This is a genomic window from Pseudoalteromonas sp. APC 3495, assembly GCF_030407645.1.
Taxonomy (GTDB): Bacteria; Pseudomonadota; Gammaproteobacteria; order Enterobacterales; family Alteromonadaceae; genus Pseudoalteromonas; species Pseudoalteromonas tetraodonis.
On record NZ_JASDDA010000020.1, the window covers coordinates 1 to 16477 of the forward strand.

The window sequence follows — 16477 nt, forward strand, 5'->3', positions numbered from 1 at the left end:
CAAATTAAATTGATATTTTTTTTTACTGCTGTTTTCTAATTCTTTATTTGCAAATCAAGACAAGCATAGTTATTCAGAAATAGACCGAATAACTGTAACCGCTTCTCCTTTCGCTACTAAGGTTCTTGATTCTGCAGCAGCAATAAAAATACTAGATGGGCAAGAAAAGAGCTTAAAACAGACTTTATCTTTAGGTGATTCATTAGCCAGTTACAGCGGTGTTAGCTCAATATCAACAGGCAGCCAGTCTGGGAAGCCAGTGATCAGAGGTTTGAGTGGAAATAGAATAAAAATTTTATGGAATTCAGTGGCGCAAGACTTTTTACAGTTTGGTGTTCGTCATCCTCCAGGTTTAACACCTGTACTGGCCCAAAGAATAGAGTTAGTAAAAGGGCCGATGAGTGTCTTATATGGTGCAGATGCAATAGGTGGCGTTGTTAATTTAATAAGCAGCGATATTCCCATTGGCGCAGATAACATTATTTCTGATGCTAATTTAGGGCTATCCTATCAAACGAATAATTCACAAAAAGATTATAATCTTAGTTTGTCAGGTGGCTCAAACCGATGGGGCTGGAACGCAGCTTTAACGGAGTCTGCGGCTGATAATTTCAAAACACCAAACACTCAATCTTATTACGATTCACAAACACTAAATGCCCCGAAGTTTACAGGTGAAATTCCTTTTACAGACTTCAATATTAAAAATGCTGATGTTGCCATAGGGTATTCTGCCCACCACTTGGATGCGGATTTTCGCATAAATATTTGGAATAACGATCAAAACTTCTTACAACCGAATGGCCTTCCTACAGGTCAAAAGTTACGCAACGAAAACTTTGCAGCAAACTTAAATTATGAATTTTTATCTGAGTGGTCAGCTAATATTAAACTAAGTCTACAAAAGAATGAGAGGGATGCAGTAACAGGCGCTTCCTATCAACAATTAACGGAATATAATAAAGATTTAGCTATCTCTTTAGAGCGAAAGCAAGCCACTATTTCACTCAATCACCCACAAGTACATGGTTGGAAGGGCCAATTTGGCACTGAGCTTGTTAGTAAAAATCAGAATACCTCAATCGGCACACTTGTACCGGATGCTGACTATAATTCCAAAGCGATATTTTTATATGAAGTATTAGACTCAGATCTATATATAGCTGAGTTCGGTGCTCGCTATGACTCAATAAAACAACAAGCTATTAATAAAGAACAAGCATGGGTTAATGATTTTACAGAACACCAATGGCAGGCACTGAGTGGATCAATTGGTATAACATGGAAGCTTGACAACCAATGGCTATTGATGAACAGGGTTGCACGAGGTTTTAGAGCTCCTTCAATATTCGACCTTTACGCAAATGGTGTTCATGGTGGTGTGGCTGCATATCAAATAGGTAACCCTGAACTAAAAGAAGAATATTCCTTAAATAAAGAAATTGGCTTAACTTATTTAGGAAATAAACTAGGTAGTACAATAACCTATTTCCATAACAAAATAGACGACTATATATACCAAGCAAACTCCTTATCGTTTGATCATAACTCTTCGCTCCCCATATACGTTCAAAAACAAAACAACGCCACTATAGATGGTGTAGAAGCTGAACTAAATTGGAAGATTAATGAAAAAACGTCCGTCGAAGCAAACTATACATGGATCAATAGTGAGTTAGCGCAAACAACTGAAGAACTTCCTATGATGCCTGCGGATAGTGGCTACATTGCAGTGAATTATTTGTTTGACAATACAAAGCTAACAAAAAATCTACAGCTCAACGCTAACTATTCTTTTTATGCAGATAAACAATCAGCTGGGGCTTATGAGCCATTCTCCCAATATGATGATTTACCTTTTGGAACCGCGTCAACTAAAAGCTATGGGCTTTTTGGGATTAGTGCATCGGCAGATTCACTGTTGCTTGATAAGCCTTTTTTTATTCAACTTAAAATAGATAACCTTTTTGATAAATCATATCGAAATTTTTTAGATACTTATAAAGGTTACACATTAGGAATGGGGCGAAATGTTCGTTTATCTGTATCCATTCCTTTGGTATAACCCTGTGGAGATTAAAATGAAATACCTCGTCAAGCTCAGCTTTTATTCAATTATATTAGGTACTCTCGCAACTGCAATGCTAGATATTTGGAATTGGAGTCGACATTACCTATTTGATACCCCGCTCACCAAATATGAATTTATAGGCCGGTGGATGCTTTATATGTTTGATGGTCAGTTTTACCATACTTCTATAAAAGCATCTCCAGCACTGCCCTATGAGCTATTAGCTGGCTGGTTAGGCCATTATTTTATAGGTATTGTATTTGCTGCCCTTTTACTCCTTGTATTTGGATTAAAATGGCTTGAAAAGCCAATGTTTAAACCTGCAATAATCATAGGTATGGTTACCGTTGTTATTCCTTATTTAATCATGCAACCGGGTATGGGAATGGGTATTGCCGGTTACTTAACTCCCAACCCCATGTTTGTTATTACAAAGGTAATTGTGTCTCATGTTGCTTTTGGGGTTGCACTTTACATCGGTGGAATATTAATCAAAAGCGTTAAAACTAACAGGTAAAACCAATGCAATAAGCTTCACACCAGCCGTATTACCGTGAGCTGAAAATTAAAAGCGAGTGGCTTTATGAAAAATATACTATCTAATATTTTTAATTTACTACTTTATAACCAAAAGGTGACCTATGAAATACACTGAAAAATTCCAAAACTTGGCAAATATAGCCCAAACTCAAGTCGAAAAAGTAGAAGCCAATACGGTCAACCAGTTGATTGCATCGGGGGCAATAGCACTTGATATAAGAGACCCTGATGAACATGCAAATGGCCATATTACAGGCTCATTAAATATAAGTCGGGGAAAATTGGAAATGCTCATAGAATCTAATCTTCCAGATTTAAATACTGAAATATTATGCTACTGCAATGCTAATAACCGAGGGGCATTATCGGCGGCCACCCTCAGGTCTATGGGTTATGTAAATGCAAAATACATTGCAGGCGGTCTAAATGAATATAAAAAAGTAGCATAAAAATTAGTTAGATTCTTGTTACAAATGCTTGTCCTGTCCAACGAAAAGGACCGGGATTAGAGCTTAGGTTAAAAGTAAGTACTAATTTAAACTTACTTTTAACTATATATTATTAAAGCCCTCACTTAACTCTAAAAAAACAATTTTTGATATTTAGTTTTTTCATATTATGAACGAAGAAAAGCTAATTACGTTAGGGTCTGTTGATCTTTCAAGGTTAAATTTGCAGCAGTCTGTTTGGTATTTAGGCAAGGCAGAGCCTATGTGGTGTGGTTATTCCCCATAAATAGGCGATAACGCAGCATCAATGCCAAACAGGCGCTGCCCGAAGGGTTCTGCCTAGGAGCGATTTACTCTTTGTTGCCTACATGGATGTAGGTAAGGGGCGTGAGCAGGACGCGGAAGCTTTGCTCGGTTTTTACTTAGCCCACTAGGTTACAAACCTCGCGCCGCGATTAAACCGCCCCTAGTTTGAACAAATTGTAATCCGCAAAGGTCAACAGACCCTAATATCTAACCTTGAGTTATAGAGCATTTCGACTTATTCAATTAAATATTAACTTTAAGTATAGACTTCATTCAAAACTTATACTTGTCAGTCATCAAAAATCAACAAGTTAAAATTTACATAAATTAATCAAGCGATATTACTAAATTAGCAGTTTTATTCCTTAAAAATTGAGGGGTTTCATGAGTTAACAACACAATTGTTTTTTTAGCTAACCAAGGAGCCATATTAGCCCATACTCGACACGCCATTGATTCATCAAGATTACTAAAGGGTTCATCTAAAACAACTAGTTCAGGGCTTCGAAGTAATAATCTTGCCAAACAAATACGTCTTGCCTGTCCGCCAGAGACAATACCTCCGGTTTCACCCAACCAATAATTTAAACCATCAGGTAAATTAATCGCCCAATCGTATAGCTCTACTGTTTTTAGAACTGACCAAATATCACCCTCTGAAATGCCATCTAAACCTAATATTAAATTATAACCAAGTGTTCCTGAAAAAATGGCATCACTTTGAGGTAGGTAGCTCACTTTTTTATACCAACTATTAGATGCTATCTCTTGCAGGTTTATTTGGTTAATGTAAACACCTCCATGAGCTGAATCAATGCTTTCAATACCCATTAACAAATTAGCAAACGTTGATTTACCAGTACCAGAGCGGCCAATAATTGAAACACACTGGGTCTGTTTTATAGATAAACTAAGAGGCGTATCTAAGCTTTTAGGTATTTTATTATGATTTTTTATATCAATTTTAATATCGCTTAGGGGCTTAATCTCTTTGTATTTACTTGATGGATTAGAACGGGATAAAGCTGCTAGTTTTGTCGCTGCAAAAGAAGTCTGCCCCCAAGAGCTAAAATGATTAGGTAAACTTTGAACAACCTCATAGGTACCTATCAGCATCATTACGAGCATAATTGCTTGTGCTTCACTTATGAGCTGTTCATTAACTGCAAAAAAAGCACTCACAACCACAACAAACAATGCAATATTTAATAATGAATCAAAAATTAGCTGAACATTAGCAATTCTTGCATTCAGCTGTTCTTGCAGAGAGTTAAATAACGCCAATTCGTCAATAATAATCTGCTCATGATGTTGCATTAACCCTATTGACTTTAGCTCAAAGGCGCCACTTAAGTGCTCAATTATTTTTTGCCTAAACTCGTCCATCATACTGGCATATTTATATGAAAGCTTAGCTGTAAACTTGGTTGTTATTGCAATTACTGAGGTAATACCAAATAATAAAAACAAAGCAAAATACAATGCAAAGTCCAACCAAATAAAGCCGGTAAATACAGTTAATATAGTGATCAGTAATACTGAAATAATTGGCGGGACAATATAACGAAGAAGTAAACTATCAAGTGCATCTAAGTTAACCGTTAGCTTACTAAGCCATTCGCTATCAGAACGAGCTCTCAACTGCTCTATGGTTGATTTTGAAAGATTATTAAAAAGAGATAATCTAAAAACAGATATTAACCTTAAAATAGTATCGTGGTTGTAAATTCTTTCTATATACCGAGAGATCGTTCTACTTAATGCAAAAAAACGAATACCGGAGCCGGGTATATATAAATTTAATATAGAAGTAATGCCCAAGCTTATTGCAATACCCGTTAATGCTGTAGCTGTGATAAACCAGCCCGATACCATCAATAAACTCACACCTGAAATAACAGTTAATAAAGCCCAGAAAACACCTAAAAAAAGACGTTTTTTTTGACTTTGGTATAAAAGTTTAAACCAATACTTCATTGTCATCCTCTGTGCTTGTTATTGATAAATCTAAATGGGCATCAGCAATATTCAAAAGTAATGGGTCGTGCGAGGCAACAATTAATATACGCTCTTTTTTAAGTATTTTAAGCGCACTGATAATATATTTTTTACTCAATCTATCTAACTTAGAAGTGGGTTCATCTAATAAAATCAATGGTGCTGGATTTAATAATACTCTTGCAATACTAATACGCTGAATTTGCCCGCCAGATAAACCTTGCCCATGTTCGCCAATAAGAGTATTTAAACCCGTGTGTTTTTGTAATAACTCTTTATCAAGACCAACAATTCGAAGCGCATCAAACATCTGCTCTTTTGTGGCATTAGGTGCTAACACTTTTAAATTATTAAAAACGGTGTCATTTTTTATCCACCCTCTTTGAGGCAAGTACGCAATGGGTGCTGCTTGCGGATAAATACTCATAGTGCCCGCTATCGGTGCTGTATATCCTGCAAGTGTGTTTAAAAGTGTTGACTTACCTGCACCCGAAGGCCCCGTAATACTTAACATTTGTGCTTGTTGTATATCAATATTAATTGTATGAGGAAGTGGTAACTTCTGGTTGTATCCAATGACTAAGTTTTGCAATCTAACCGCAATGTGTTGCTCTGAACCACTATCAGGTACACTTAAATTATAATACTTTTTACTTGTAGTGCTTTTTTCATCACATGCATCGCTATCAAGCAATAAGACGAGGTTATTAGCAGAGCCTAAAGCAGTCGCTCTGTCATGGTAAAATGCAGCTAAATTTCTAAGTGGTTGAAAAAATTCAGGTGCTAAAATAAGAATTGCTAACCCTGAAAATAAAGTAAGACTGCTTGCGGGTCCCCAATCGATTGACCCATATAAAGAAAAACCAATATAGATTGCCAAGCTAGCAATCGCGACACTTGTAAAAAACTCTAATACCGTTGAGGATAAGAATGCGAGCTTAAGCGTTTTCATTACAACGGTTCTGTAACCTTCACTATTAACTTTAACCTCGTCATAAATTGCGCTTTCTGAGCGCAATAATTTAATATAATCAAGATTTGCCACTCTATCTAAAAAGTGACCAGCCAAACGCTGACGGATCAATGAATACTTCTGATTAACTTTTTCAGCGCCCATTCCCACCAAAATCATAAATAACGGAATAAGAGGCGCAGAAATAAGTAAAAGCAATGCCGATAGCCAATCAAGCCAAGCAATAACGCTTAATATTAAAATAGGAGATATAATAGCTAAATTTTGCTGCGGCCAATATCTAGAGAAGTAGCTATCCATAGATTCAACTTCTTCTATCCATTGAGCTGCAGAGGCCCCTGCGGAGTGTTTTTTTAACACCAAAGGGCTCGACATCCGCCATTTAGCTAAAATTGATAGCCGAATATCATTTCTGATTCGCACACTGGCTTTTTGACTCAAATTAACTTGCAACCTTATAAATAAAGGTTGGCCAATTAGTGAGGTAAAAAGCACGATAAGGGAGCCATATAAATCATTTAATTGTGCTTTTTCAATGAATAAGGAGTGCGCCAAATAGCTAAAAGTAACCCACTGAATTAAAAGAAGTAACGTGGAGGCTGTTCCTGACAATACAGCCGCATATAGTAAAAATGACTGTTTTTTACTGTAGCGTTTTAAAAACAGCTTGCCAGTGAGAGCTGCACTCTCACTGGCGGGTTTATTTTTCTTAAGCATCTAGTGGTAACCAGTATCCTTAACTTTCCCTCTAAATACCCAGTAACTCCAGCTTGTGTAACCTAATACAATAGGGATAACAAAAAGAAACCCTATAAGTAAAAATAACTGAGAATTATACGACGAAGCAGCGTCCCAAATAGTAAACTTAGGTGGGACAATATATGGCCATTTACTGGCTAATAAGCCTATATAACTAAACAAGAAAATACCCATTGTTGCTACAAACGGCATACCGTCACTTTGCTTTTTAACTGAACGATAAACAACGTAAGCACAATAAATCACTAAAACAGGAATTATCCATAACAAGCTTATCTCATCAAACCATCTGCTCATAACGCTGTCATCGATGTAAGGGGTATAAACACATACAATTGCAAACATAACTAAAAATGCGACTAGTAATTTTGGCGTAATTTTATAAGCCCACTCTTGTACTTCACCATCAGTTTTCATTATGAGCCAAGTACTTCCCAATAATGCATAACCTACAACCAATCCTAATCCGGTCAATATGGTAAATACACTTAACCAATCAAGCGGGCCACCAGAATATACAAAACCCTCTGTTTCAAAGCCCTGTATATAAGCACCAACGACCGCTCCTTGAGCAAATGAGGCAACAATAGAACCTACTGAGAATGACCAGCTCCATAAATGTTTTGACGTTTTTGCTTTAAAACGAAACTCAAATGCAACTCCTCTAAAAATCAGTCCAGCCAGTAATAAAAAAACACCTATATATAGTGCAGGTAAAAAAACAGAATAAACCAGTGGAAATGCCGCAAGTAAACCCGCACCACCAAGTACTAGCCAAGTCTCATTTCCATCCCAGACAGGGGCGACTGAATTCATCATTTTGTCGCGTGCTTTTTCGTTTGGGGCAAAGGGAAATAAAATCCCCTGCCCTAAGTCAAAACCATCCATTAATACATACATCATGATCCCAAAACCAATAATGCCTGCCCAAATAATGGTTAAATCAAATGGTTGTTCCATAATTTATTCCTTTTCATCGATAGCAACATGTGCTGCAGAAAACGGACGCATAGGGCGCTCAATTTCATCCATCTCATGTGGTGCACTCGCCTTTTCTATTCCGCCTTTAAACACTTTTAATAAGTAGTAAACACCAGAGCTGAATACGAGTGAATAAACGATGATATACCCAACTAAAGTAAATAGTGCCATACCGCCGGTTAGTGAAGGGGTTAGTCCTTGAGCATGGGTCATTTGACCATAAATCAACCAAGGCGCTCTGCCAGTTTCTGTTACTATCCAACCAGCTAAAACAGCAAAAAACGGGCTTAAACTCATTAATCTTAAGCCATTTAAAAATAAAGGCGATTTATAATACTGGCCTTTTCTTCTGAGGATAAGACCCCATAAAGCAAACCCGATCATTAAGAAACCCAATGCAACCATTACTCTAAAAGACCAAAATACAATAAATACTGGTGGCTGCTCTTCTTTGGACACTTCTTTAAGGCCTGGTACTTCACCATCCCAGTCATGAGTTAAAATGAAGCTGGCTAGTTTTGGAATTTTTACTTCAAAATGATTTGTTTGCTCTTCTTTATCAGGTATTGCAAATAGTAACAGCGGAACACCTTTTTGTGTTTCCCAGTTACCTTCCATTGCAGCTACTTTCATAGGCTGATATTTAAGTGTGTTAATTCCATGAAAATCACCTACAAGCGCTTGTGCCGGAGCTAAGAAAAGTAAAAACCATAATGCGATTGAAAGCGCTTTTCGGTTAGCTTCAAACTCTCTGTTTTTAAGCAGGAACCATGCACTTACGCCTGCTACAACCAACGCCGCAGTTAAAAAAGAAGCCAAAGCCATATGTAGAAAGCGATATCCAAACGAGGGAGTAAACAATGCCTCAGACCATGAAGAAACATGATAAATGCCATTTACTAATTCTAATCCCTGAGGCGTCTGCATAAGGGAGTTAGCTGCAAGTATCCAAAAAGAAGATATAAATGTACCTAACGCAACCATACAGGCGGCGAATAGATGAACACCTTGTGGCACTTTATCTCTACCGAATAATAGTACACCTAAGAAGGCAGCCTCTAAAAAGAACGCAGTCACAACCTCGTAACTCAGTACTGGACCCAAAAAGTTTGCGGTTGCATAGGAGAAGTTACTCCAGTTAGTTCCAAACTGAAAGGACATGACGATACCGGATACGACACCAATACCAAATACGACTGCAAAAACTTGAATCCAAAATTTAGAGAGCCTTTGCCATATTGGATTACCCGTTTTAAATGATAAGAATTCAAAGCCAGCAATTGTGCTTGCCAAGCCTATAGTGAAGACAGGGAATATTGCATGGAAACACACAACAAACGCAAACTGTATTCGGGATAGTAAAAGTGGATCTAGTTCCATATCCATTCCTAATATTTTAAAATTACGCTCTGATCTATTGACCTTAGCAGAATAAAATTTATTTAACTCACCAGTAATTCATAACAGTAAAAGGCTTTTAACAGCGCTTATTCCATTTTAATATATATACCTTAAATTTTAATATAAGGATTATATTTGATCTGATCAAAAAATCAACTCTCAAATAAAATATATAATAAAAAATTCAATGTGCTAATACTAACCTCAGTACTGTTTACATTAATTAGTTGCTTTTAATTGTTTTATTAGTGTAAACGCGCCGCGAATATCACCCACATTAAATCCAATTGCTTTATCTTCAGGGTAATAATGCTGAATAACTTTTTTGACTTCAGGTGTGACTGAGGAGCCATGACAAGCCAAGCACAAACCGCCGGTTGGTATCGCTTTCATGTAACGAAAACTTTGTTCATCGTAACTCGACTTTGCCAATGTATTAACCTCAATACCTTGTTGTTTGAGTTTTTCAAAATTAACCAGTGTTTTTAGCTCCCATTGATCAGCCGTATTGTTGGTGTTTCTGGCGCGTAAGCTAGTACGACCAACAGACCAACCATCAGTTGACAACTGCTCAGCTATTTTTGGTGCCTGCTCACTACACACTTTAACACCAGCGCTGAGCCCTCCTTTATTGATAGCTGACTTTAACTGCGACTTTAAACTGCTCGAGAATTCTTTTATTCGCTTTTGTGCTTCTTGCTCCAATACACTTTTATCATTTTCACCAAGTGATGTTGAATTTACAGCTAAAGGAGTAAAACCCATGATTAAAATTAAAACTAAGTAGTTTTTTAACATTACTCTTCCCTCTGAGCTCTTGTAAAATAGATTAACTATAAAAGTAGCTATAATTTTAAAGCTGATTTAGTGGTACTTTTAAATAACTTACACCGTTATTATCTGCAGGTGGAAAATTACCAGCCCTCACATTAAGTTGAATTGCAGGCAAAATAAGGCGCGGCATAGATAGCGTTTTATCACGTGTTTCACGCATTTCTATAAATTGCTCTTTTATTACGCTATTGTTGGCATGGATATTAGACTCCTTTTGCTCTTTAACCGTTACGCTATGGCGATAATCTCGATCTTCGTTTGGGTAGTCATGGCATACTTGAATCGTTGTTTCATCCGGCAAAGCCAATACTTTTTTTATCGAGTCAAAAAGCTGTGAACTGCTCCCACCCGGAAAGTCACAACGCGCAGTTCCAACGTCCGGCATAAAAATTGTATCTCCAACAAATACAACACTTTCATCAATTAAATACGCCAAGTCGGCAGGTGTATGCCCAGGTGTATGCATTACTCGGATAGTAAGTTCACCTATATGAAATATTTCACCATCTTTAAATAATTTATCGAACTGAGTTCCATTTGGTAGAAATTCTTTTTCTAGGTTAAATAACGTTTTAAATGTTTTTTGGACCGTTTTAATATGTTCACCAATCCCAATTTTTGCACCAAATACCTTTTTGAAGAATGGAGCACCTGAGATATGATCAGCATGTGCGTGGGTTTCTAGCACCCACTCAAGATTTAGCTCATTTTTCTTAATATAATTCGCTATTTTCTCAACCCCCTCCTCTGAAGTGCGGCCAGACTTATAATCGAAGTCCAATACAGGGTCTATGACTATAGCTTTCTTTGTCTTTTTATCAAAAATGACATAGCTAAATGTTTCACTGTCTTGATCAAGAAATTCTTGTATTTCATAGTTTGTTTTCATAAATATTCCCTCGAAGTTAGCCCAAGGAGAAATCCTTGGGCCAACGTTTCATTGAACAGTATTAAAGAGTTTTTTTACTAAAGTACCAATCAACGTAATCGTATCCTTTATCTTTACGACCAGCAGCGTCTTCAACGGTATGTGGTGGTGGTACAATAACTGGTTCGCCTTCTACCCAATTCTCTGGTGTAGCTACTGAATTTTCATCACTGGTTTGTAGTGCTTTAACTAAACGTAAAAATTCATTTACTGAGCGACCATTACTCATTGGGTAATAAACCATCGCTCGCATTACCCCCTCAGGGTCAATGATAAACGTAGCTCGTACAGCTGCAGTATCGCTTGCACCAGGTTGAACCATGCCGTAAGCATGAGCCACTTCCATTGAAAGATCTGCAATAATTGGGAAAGGTATATTCACACCAAAGTTTTCTTCAATGTTACGTACCCAAGCAATATGCGCATGAATACTGTCAATCGATAAACCTAATAATTCAGTATTCATCGCTGAAAACTCTTCTGCTGCATTTGCGAAACCCATGAACTCGGTAGTACATACCGGAGTAAAGTCTGCTGGATGCGAGAAAAGCACTAACCACTTACCTTTGTAGTCTTCCAATGTGCGATCACCATGAGTGGTTTTTGCATTGAACGCAGGCGCAGGTTTATTCAGTTGTGGAAATTGTAATTGTGTTTCATTTTGTTCAGTCATAATGTTTTCATAATTGATGTTTATCGTTTTGACAAGATCAATATCGCATAAGCATATAACTAAAGGCAATATCAAAAAACAGATTAACTTAATCAATATTATCGATGAAAAAGTAAGCTTTAAGAGTTAAAAAAGATTACCAACCTCGAAAAGTAAAACTCAATTTTATAAATTTAGTAAAGTATTCACCTTTTATATTAGAATAATCTAATATAAAGTACAGCTTGTTCTAAATAATTTTATTTCATGAGGAAATTAAAAAATTCAACCAAAAGAAATATCTGCAAATGAAGCTTTCATGTTAATTGAAAGGGAAGATTTAGGAATAATTGATGTTCGTGAACCAGCAGAACACATGACTTCACACATAGAGGGCTCTGAATTACTCCCTTTGAGTAAACTAAAAGGAGAAGATATTAAACATGAGAAAAGCGCTTATATAATATATTGCCAAAAAGGCGGTCGTGGTAAAAGTGCGTGTGAAAAGTTACTTGCCCATAACCCAGATTTGAATATATACAATATCAGCGGAGGCATAAATGAGTGGGTCAATGAAGGATATAATGTTCGTAAAGGTGAAAAATCAATTTTGCCACTAGATCGTCAAGTTCAATTATCTATAAGTACTCTAATTTTAGTGTTCTGTGCTCTTTCTTTAACAATTTCGACCGCTTTCATTTGGCCAATAATATTTATTGCAGCAGGCTTGTTTGTTGCTGGCGCAACCGGTTTTTGTGGTCTAGCAAGAATTATAGCATTGATGCCGTGGAACCAGAGAGTGTAATTAAAAACAAGTGCCCTCAATTACTGAATTAAAAAAGGTAAATTTTATGCGAATATTAACAGTCATCTTATTATTGGCTTCTACTATTAGTTTCACTGCTTTTGCAGACGATAATAAGGCAGGCACTAAACCTAAGCTTTTATCATTTATAACATCTGACAACACACAAACTCAGTTAATGGGTATGGTTTTATCATCACAAGCTTTAAAACAAGGTGCTGATGTCAATATCCTTTTATGTGGGCAAGCCGGCGATATTGCACTGATCGATGCTCCTCAATCAGTTTTAACACAGCTAAAGCCTAAAAATATGAGCCCACAAAGCTTAATGAAAAACATTATAAAAATGGGGGGAACAGTTCAAGTTTGCGCTCTTTATCTACCTAATAAAGGTGTTAAAAAAACTGATTTGATTGAAGGTATTACCCCTGCTTTACCTCCCCACATAGCTAAAAAAATGCTTGATGCTGAAACAAAAGTCATATCATTTTAATCACTGTGAGTAACTGATTCAGGCATTACGATTCGTATTGTCCTGAATCAACATACATCTAGAGCGTGTAGATCCTCCAAGCTCTATTCTATTAGAAGCTATTCATGCTAAGTGTGTTTAGCTTTTTATACTGTTCTAATATGGTTATGTGTTTTCAAATTTTTTAGTTAGTGCAATTTGCTTTTTTGAGCCGTTTTTAAGATACTAAGTAAGTGCTGACGAGTTACGTAAAATCGTAGCACAAACCATAGCACGACAAAGTAACAACCTGTTTTTAAAGACTTTAATTGAAAACCTTATAACTGTCACAGTTAATGCATTTGCTGTTTATAAGTAAAGCCATGATTAAACTCTCTATTATGAAACAGCTTGTTTGAAAGGATTGCGGGTGTCTTGGTTTTCATCCAAGTTGCGCATAAGTATCGCGTGCTCTAAATCAATGTTGTCAGGCAGTGGGATTTTTACGATATGGCCTGAGCCTTTAGCATCAGTAATGCTTTCGCCCTTTTTATTTTCCATACATTCAAGCACAAAGCTAATATTACCTTTCGGCGTCATTAGCTCTAATGAATGGCCAACACAAAATTTATTTTTTACATCTATTTCAACCAAACCATTAGCATTACGTTCTAATACTTCACCTACAAATTGCTGCTTGGTAGATACAGAGTGACCGTATTCGTAATTTTGATAATCTTGATGAGCGTGGCGCTTTAAAAATCCTTCGGTGTAACCGCGGTGTGCAAGGTTCTCAAGAGTTTTAAATAAATCAGCATCGAATGGTTTACCTGCAACCGCATCGTCAATCGCTTTACGATACACCTGAGCGGTACGCGCAACATAATAAAATGACTTAGTACGCCCTTCTATTTTTAGGCTATGCACCCCCATTTTTGTTAGCTGCTCTACGTATTGCACGGCGCGTAAGTCTTTTGAGTTCATGATATAAGTACCATGCTCGTCTTCAAATGCAGGCATATATTCACCCGGGCGACCTTGCTCTTCTAGCATAAATACATCGTTACTTGGTGCGCCTTCACCTAACGTAGGTATAACCGTTTTAGGGTCAATTTTATGTACCATTTCACCGGTTTCGTTCTCAGTGCCAGGTTTAACATCATACTTCCAACGACATGCATTGGTGCAGGTGCCTTGGTTGGGATCGCGCTTATTAATATAGCCCGAGAGTAAACAACGCCCTGAATAAGCCATACACAGTGCGCCATGAACAAATACTTCTAGTTCTGTTTCTGGGCACAGAGCACGAATTTCGCTGATTTCTTCAAGCGATAGCTCGCGAGACAAAATCACCCGCTCAATACCTAGTTTTGCCCAAAACTGTACGCTTGCGAAGTTCACTGCATTAGCTTGAACCGACAAATGAATTGGCATATCAGGCCATTTTTCACGTACTAGCATAATTAACCCAGGATCTGACATGATCAATGCATCCGGTTTCATAGCAATCACCGGCTCTATATCACGTAAATACGACTTAACTTTTGCGTTATGCGGGGCAATATTCGACACTACATAAAACTTTTTATTCAGCGCATGTGCTTCGTTAATCCCTATTTGTAATGTATCTAAATCAAATTCATTATTGCGAACCCTTAAACTGTAACGAGGTTGACCGGCATAAACCGCGTCGGCACCATAGGCAAAGGCATAACGCATGTTTTTTAAGCTGCCTGCGGGGCAAAGTAATTCAGGTACAAATAAGGTTAAAGAAGAAACAGCTGACATGTGCGCTCCATACATCGAACCGGGTTCAAGCCGGTTGCATGAATAATTAAGGGAAATAAAGCGCGCAAGTATAATGAGATGGCAAAAGAGAAACCTTGATCAAGATCATCAAAATTTCTCTTCAGCGCTAATAAATAAAGAGCTGTAAATTTAAGTTATTTTTTACTGCTTAATTGGTTCGAGAATTGACTAACGGCATCAACAACTTGTTGCGCGCCTTTTTTAATATCACTCATTACATCACCAGATTCTTTGGAGAGCGCTAGACCTTGTTGCGCTTTATTTTTACCTTGCTCAATTACTGCAACGGTTGATTGAGTTAAATTTTGGTTTTGCTGTACAACGTCCACTATTTCTTCAGTCGCTTTACTGGTTCTGGAGGCAAGTAAACGCACTTCATCAGCCACCACCGCAAACCCACGGCCTTGCTCGCCAGCACGCGCGGCCTCAATAGCCGCATTAAGCGCCAATAAATTAGTTTGATCAGCAATGCTGCTAATGCTCTGCACTATGCTCGCAATGAGTTGCGACTGTTTATCTAATGCTGAAATTTCTTGAGCAGCTTGCTCCATTTGCACCGACAGTTCGTTCATAACCTGAACTGTTTTTTGTACCACTTCAGCACCTTTATCCGCGTTATTATCAGTTTCGATAGAAGTGCCATGCGCAATACTCGCCGCTTGCTCTGTAGCCAGTTCTCTTTCTACTTGGTCAGTGATCACTGTGGCAAATTTAACTACTTTATAGAGCTCATTTGCTTCATTAAAAATCGGATTATATGAAGCCTCTAACCAAACTACATGGCCGTGTTTATCAATACGTTTAAATCTGCTCGCAATAAACTCACCATTACGCAAACGTTGCCAGAAGGCCTGATACTCTTTACTACTCGCTTCTTGTTCGTCACAAAACATACCATGATGCTTGCCCACCACGTCTTGTCTTGAATAACTCATACTTTTTAAAAAGTTGTCATTAACACGTAACACCATACCTTGAGTATCAAACTCAATAACCGCTGTTGAACGATGCAATGCTTTGATTAAATCTTCGTTTTCTCTTGAACTCTCAATTATTTGTGTAAGCACAGTGCAATGCAGGGTTAAATACTCAAGCTGACCTTGCTCGTTTTTTATAGGATGTAAAATGCAGCGTAACCAATCTCGTTGTCCGTTTGGGTGGGATACTTGGATAGCGCCGGCAAAATGTTCTACTTTACTTAGCGCTTTTTGAAAGGCATGAAAATCCGCGTTATTTCTAGCATTTTCAGGAATGAAGTCTAAAATATTTTTATTAATTATTTTGTTATTTGAGTAGTTAAACTCTCGCTCAAAATTTTTATTTTGTCTTAAAATAGCACCTTGCTTATCAAGCTCTAACACCAGCATTTCACTGTCTAAGCTTTGCTTAACCTGCTCCCTTACAGAAAGCTTACTTTGTAAATCAGCGATTTGATTTTCTAAAGATTGGTTAAAAAACATATTGTTACCTTAGTGTTTAAATGTATCGGCATGCATATTGAGTCTATAAAAAGTGTACTA

General features: G+C 37.3%; 14 protein-coding genes. 5 read left to right on the top strand and 9 right to left on the bottom strand.

Annotation, left to right across the window (positions count from 1 at the left end; all coding sequences use genetic code 11):
• The first annotated feature begins 88 nt into the window (after positions 1–88).
• The 3 genes from QL984_RS09870 to QL984_RS09880 all read left to right on the top strand — a co-directional run bounded on the left by QL984_RS09870 (position 89) and on the right by QL984_RS09880 (position 3060).
• The gene (locus QL984_RS09870; RefSeq protein WP_290172620.1) at positions 89–2065 is read left to right on the top strand and encodes a TonB-dependent receptor; all 1977 of its coding nucleotides are present in this window, start codon (positions 89–91) and stop codon (positions 2063–2065) included.
• Between the two features lie 16 nt (positions 2066–2081).
• Entirely contained in the window at positions 2082–2588 is a 507-nt protein-coding gene (locus QL984_RS09875; RefSeq protein ID WP_128583200.1) for a DUF2938 family protein, read from the top strand.
• 124 nt (positions 2589–2712) lie between these two features.
• Positions 2713–3060, top strand: coding sequence for a rhodanese-like domain-containing protein (locus QL984_RS09880; RefSeq protein WP_051894365.1), 348 nt, complete (start codon positions 2713–2715; stop codon positions 3058–3060).
• Positions 3061–3693: 633 nt separating this feature from the next.
• On the opposite strand, the gene QL984_RS09885 is transcribed toward QL984_RS09880, so the two are convergent.
• From QL984_RS09885 to QL984_RS09915, 7 genes are all read right to left on the bottom strand, one after another.
• Positions 3694–5343 (bottom strand): ATP-binding cassette domain-containing protein, encoded by a 1650-nt coding sequence (locus QL984_RS09885; RefSeq protein WP_036955276.1) that lies wholly within the window; start codon positions 5341–5343, stop codon positions 3694–3696.
• Positions 5327–7054 carry a thiol reductant ABC exporter subunit CydD gene (gene cydD / locus QL984_RS09890; protein ID WP_036955279.1) on the bottom strand — a complete coding sequence of 576 codons (1728 nt, stop codon included), beginning with the start codon at positions 7052–7054 and terminating at the stop codon, positions 5327–5329. Before cydD ends, QL984_RS09885 begins: the two co-directional genes overlap by 17 nt.
• A complete protein-coding gene (gene cydB, locus QL984_RS09895) occupies positions 7055–8056 on the bottom strand; it encodes a cytochrome d ubiquinol oxidase subunit II (protein WP_016899620.1) in 1002 nt (333 codons plus the stop codon).
• Positions 8057–8059: 3 nt separating this feature from the next.
• Positions 8060–9457, bottom strand: coding sequence for a cytochrome ubiquinol oxidase subunit I (locus QL984_RS09900; protein WP_036955282.1), 1398 nt, complete (start codon positions 9455–9457; stop codon positions 8060–8062).
• A gap of 240 nt (positions 9458–9697) precedes the next feature.
• Positions 9698–10276, bottom strand: a complete 579-nt coding sequence (locus QL984_RS09905; RefSeq protein ID WP_051894366.1) for a DUF3365 domain-containing protein — start codon at positions 10274–10276, stop codon at positions 9698–9700.
• Positions 10277–10331: 55 nt separating this feature from the next.
• Positions 10332–11201 (bottom strand): MBL fold metallo-hydrolase, encoded by an 870-nt coding sequence (locus QL984_RS09910; protein WP_128583201.1) that lies wholly within the window; start codon positions 11199–11201, stop codon positions 10332–10334.
• Positions 11202–11262: 61 nt separating this feature from the next.
• Positions 11263–11913 (bottom strand): peroxiredoxin, encoded by a 651-nt coding sequence (locus QL984_RS09915; RefSeq protein WP_036955284.1) that lies wholly within the window; start codon positions 11911–11913, stop codon positions 11263–11265.
• 298 nt (positions 11914–12211) lie between these two features.
• Here QL984_RS09915 and QL984_RS09920 point away from each other — a divergent pair, with 298 nt between their 5' ends.
• Both QL984_RS09920 and QL984_RS09925 read left to right on the top strand, forming a co-directional pair.
• Entirely contained in the window at positions 12212–12697 is a 486-nt protein-coding gene (locus tag QL984_RS09920; protein WP_036955287.1) for a rhodanese-like domain-containing protein, read from the top strand.
• 46 nt (positions 12698–12743) lie between these two features.
• Entirely contained in the window at positions 12744–13190 is a 447-nt protein-coding gene (locus tag QL984_RS09925) for a hypothetical protein (RefSeq protein WP_036955289.1), read from the top strand.
• A gap of 357 nt (positions 13191–13547) precedes the next feature.
• Here the strand turns inward: QL984_RS09925 and yegQ are convergent, their stop codons facing one another.
• Both yegQ and QL984_RS09935 read right to left on the bottom strand, forming a co-directional pair.
• Complete coding sequence (gene yegQ, locus QL984_RS09930; protein WP_128583202.1) at positions 13548–14936, bottom strand: tRNA 5-hydroxyuridine modification protein YegQ; 1389 nt, start codon at positions 14934–14936, stop codon at positions 13548–13550.
• 155 nt (positions 14937–15091) lie between these two features.
• Positions 15092–16417: a methyl-accepting chemotaxis protein gene (locus QL984_RS09935; protein WP_036955295.1), complete on the bottom strand. Its 1326-nt coding sequence runs from the start codon at positions 16415–16417 to the stop codon at positions 15092–15094.
• Between the last annotated feature and the right edge of the window lie 60 nt (positions 16418–16477).

Excerpts from the sequence above, each read along its gene's own strand:
- QL984_RS09875 (WP_128583200.1), top strand. The coding sequence starts at position 2,082 with ATGAAATACCTCGTCAAGCTCAGCTTTTATTCAATTATATTAGGTACT.
- QL984_RS09880 (WP_051894365.1), top strand. The coding sequence starts at position 2,713 with ATGAAATACACTGAAAAATTCCAAAACTTGGCAAATATAGCCCAAACT.
- QL984_RS09885 (WP_036955276.1), bottom strand. The coding sequence starts at position 5,343 with ATGAAGTATTGGTTTAAACTTTTATACCAAAGTCAAAAAAAACGTCTT.
- cydD (WP_036955279.1), bottom strand. The coding sequence starts at position 7,054 with ATGCTTAAGAAAAATAAACCCGCCAGTGAGAGTGCAGCTCTCACTGGC.
- cydB (WP_016899620.1), bottom strand. The coding sequence starts at position 8,056 with ATGGAACAACCATTTGATTTAACCATTATTTGGGCAGGCATTATTGGT.
- QL984_RS09900 (WP_036955282.1), bottom strand. The coding sequence starts at position 9,457 with ATGGAACTAGATCCACTTTTACTATCCCGAATACAGTTTGCGTTTGTT.
- QL984_RS09905 (WP_051894366.1), bottom strand. The coding sequence starts at position 10,276 with ATGTTAAAAAACTACTTAGTTTTAATTTTAATCATGGGTTTTACTCCT.
- QL984_RS09910 (WP_128583201.1), bottom strand. The coding sequence starts at position 11,201 with ATGAAAACAAACTATGAAATACAAGAATTTCTTGATCAAGACAGTGAA.
- QL984_RS09915 (WP_036955284.1), bottom strand. The coding sequence starts at position 11,913 with ATGACTGAACAAAATGAAACACAATTACAATTTCCACAACTGAATAAA.
- QL984_RS09920 (WP_036955287.1), top strand. The coding sequence starts at position 12,212 with ATGTTAATTGAAAGGGAAGATTTAGGAATAATTGATGTTCGTGAACCA.
- QL984_RS09925 (WP_036955289.1), top strand. The coding sequence starts at position 12,744 with ATGCGAATATTAACAGTCATCTTATTATTGGCTTCTACTATTAGTTTC.
- yegQ (WP_128583202.1), bottom strand. The coding sequence starts at position 14,936 with ATGTCAGCTGTTTCTTCTTTAACCTTATTTGTACCTGAATTACTTTGC.
- QL984_RS09935 (WP_036955295.1), bottom strand. The coding sequence starts at position 16,417 with ATGTTTTTTAACCAATCTTTAGAAAATCAAATCGCTGATTTACAAAGT.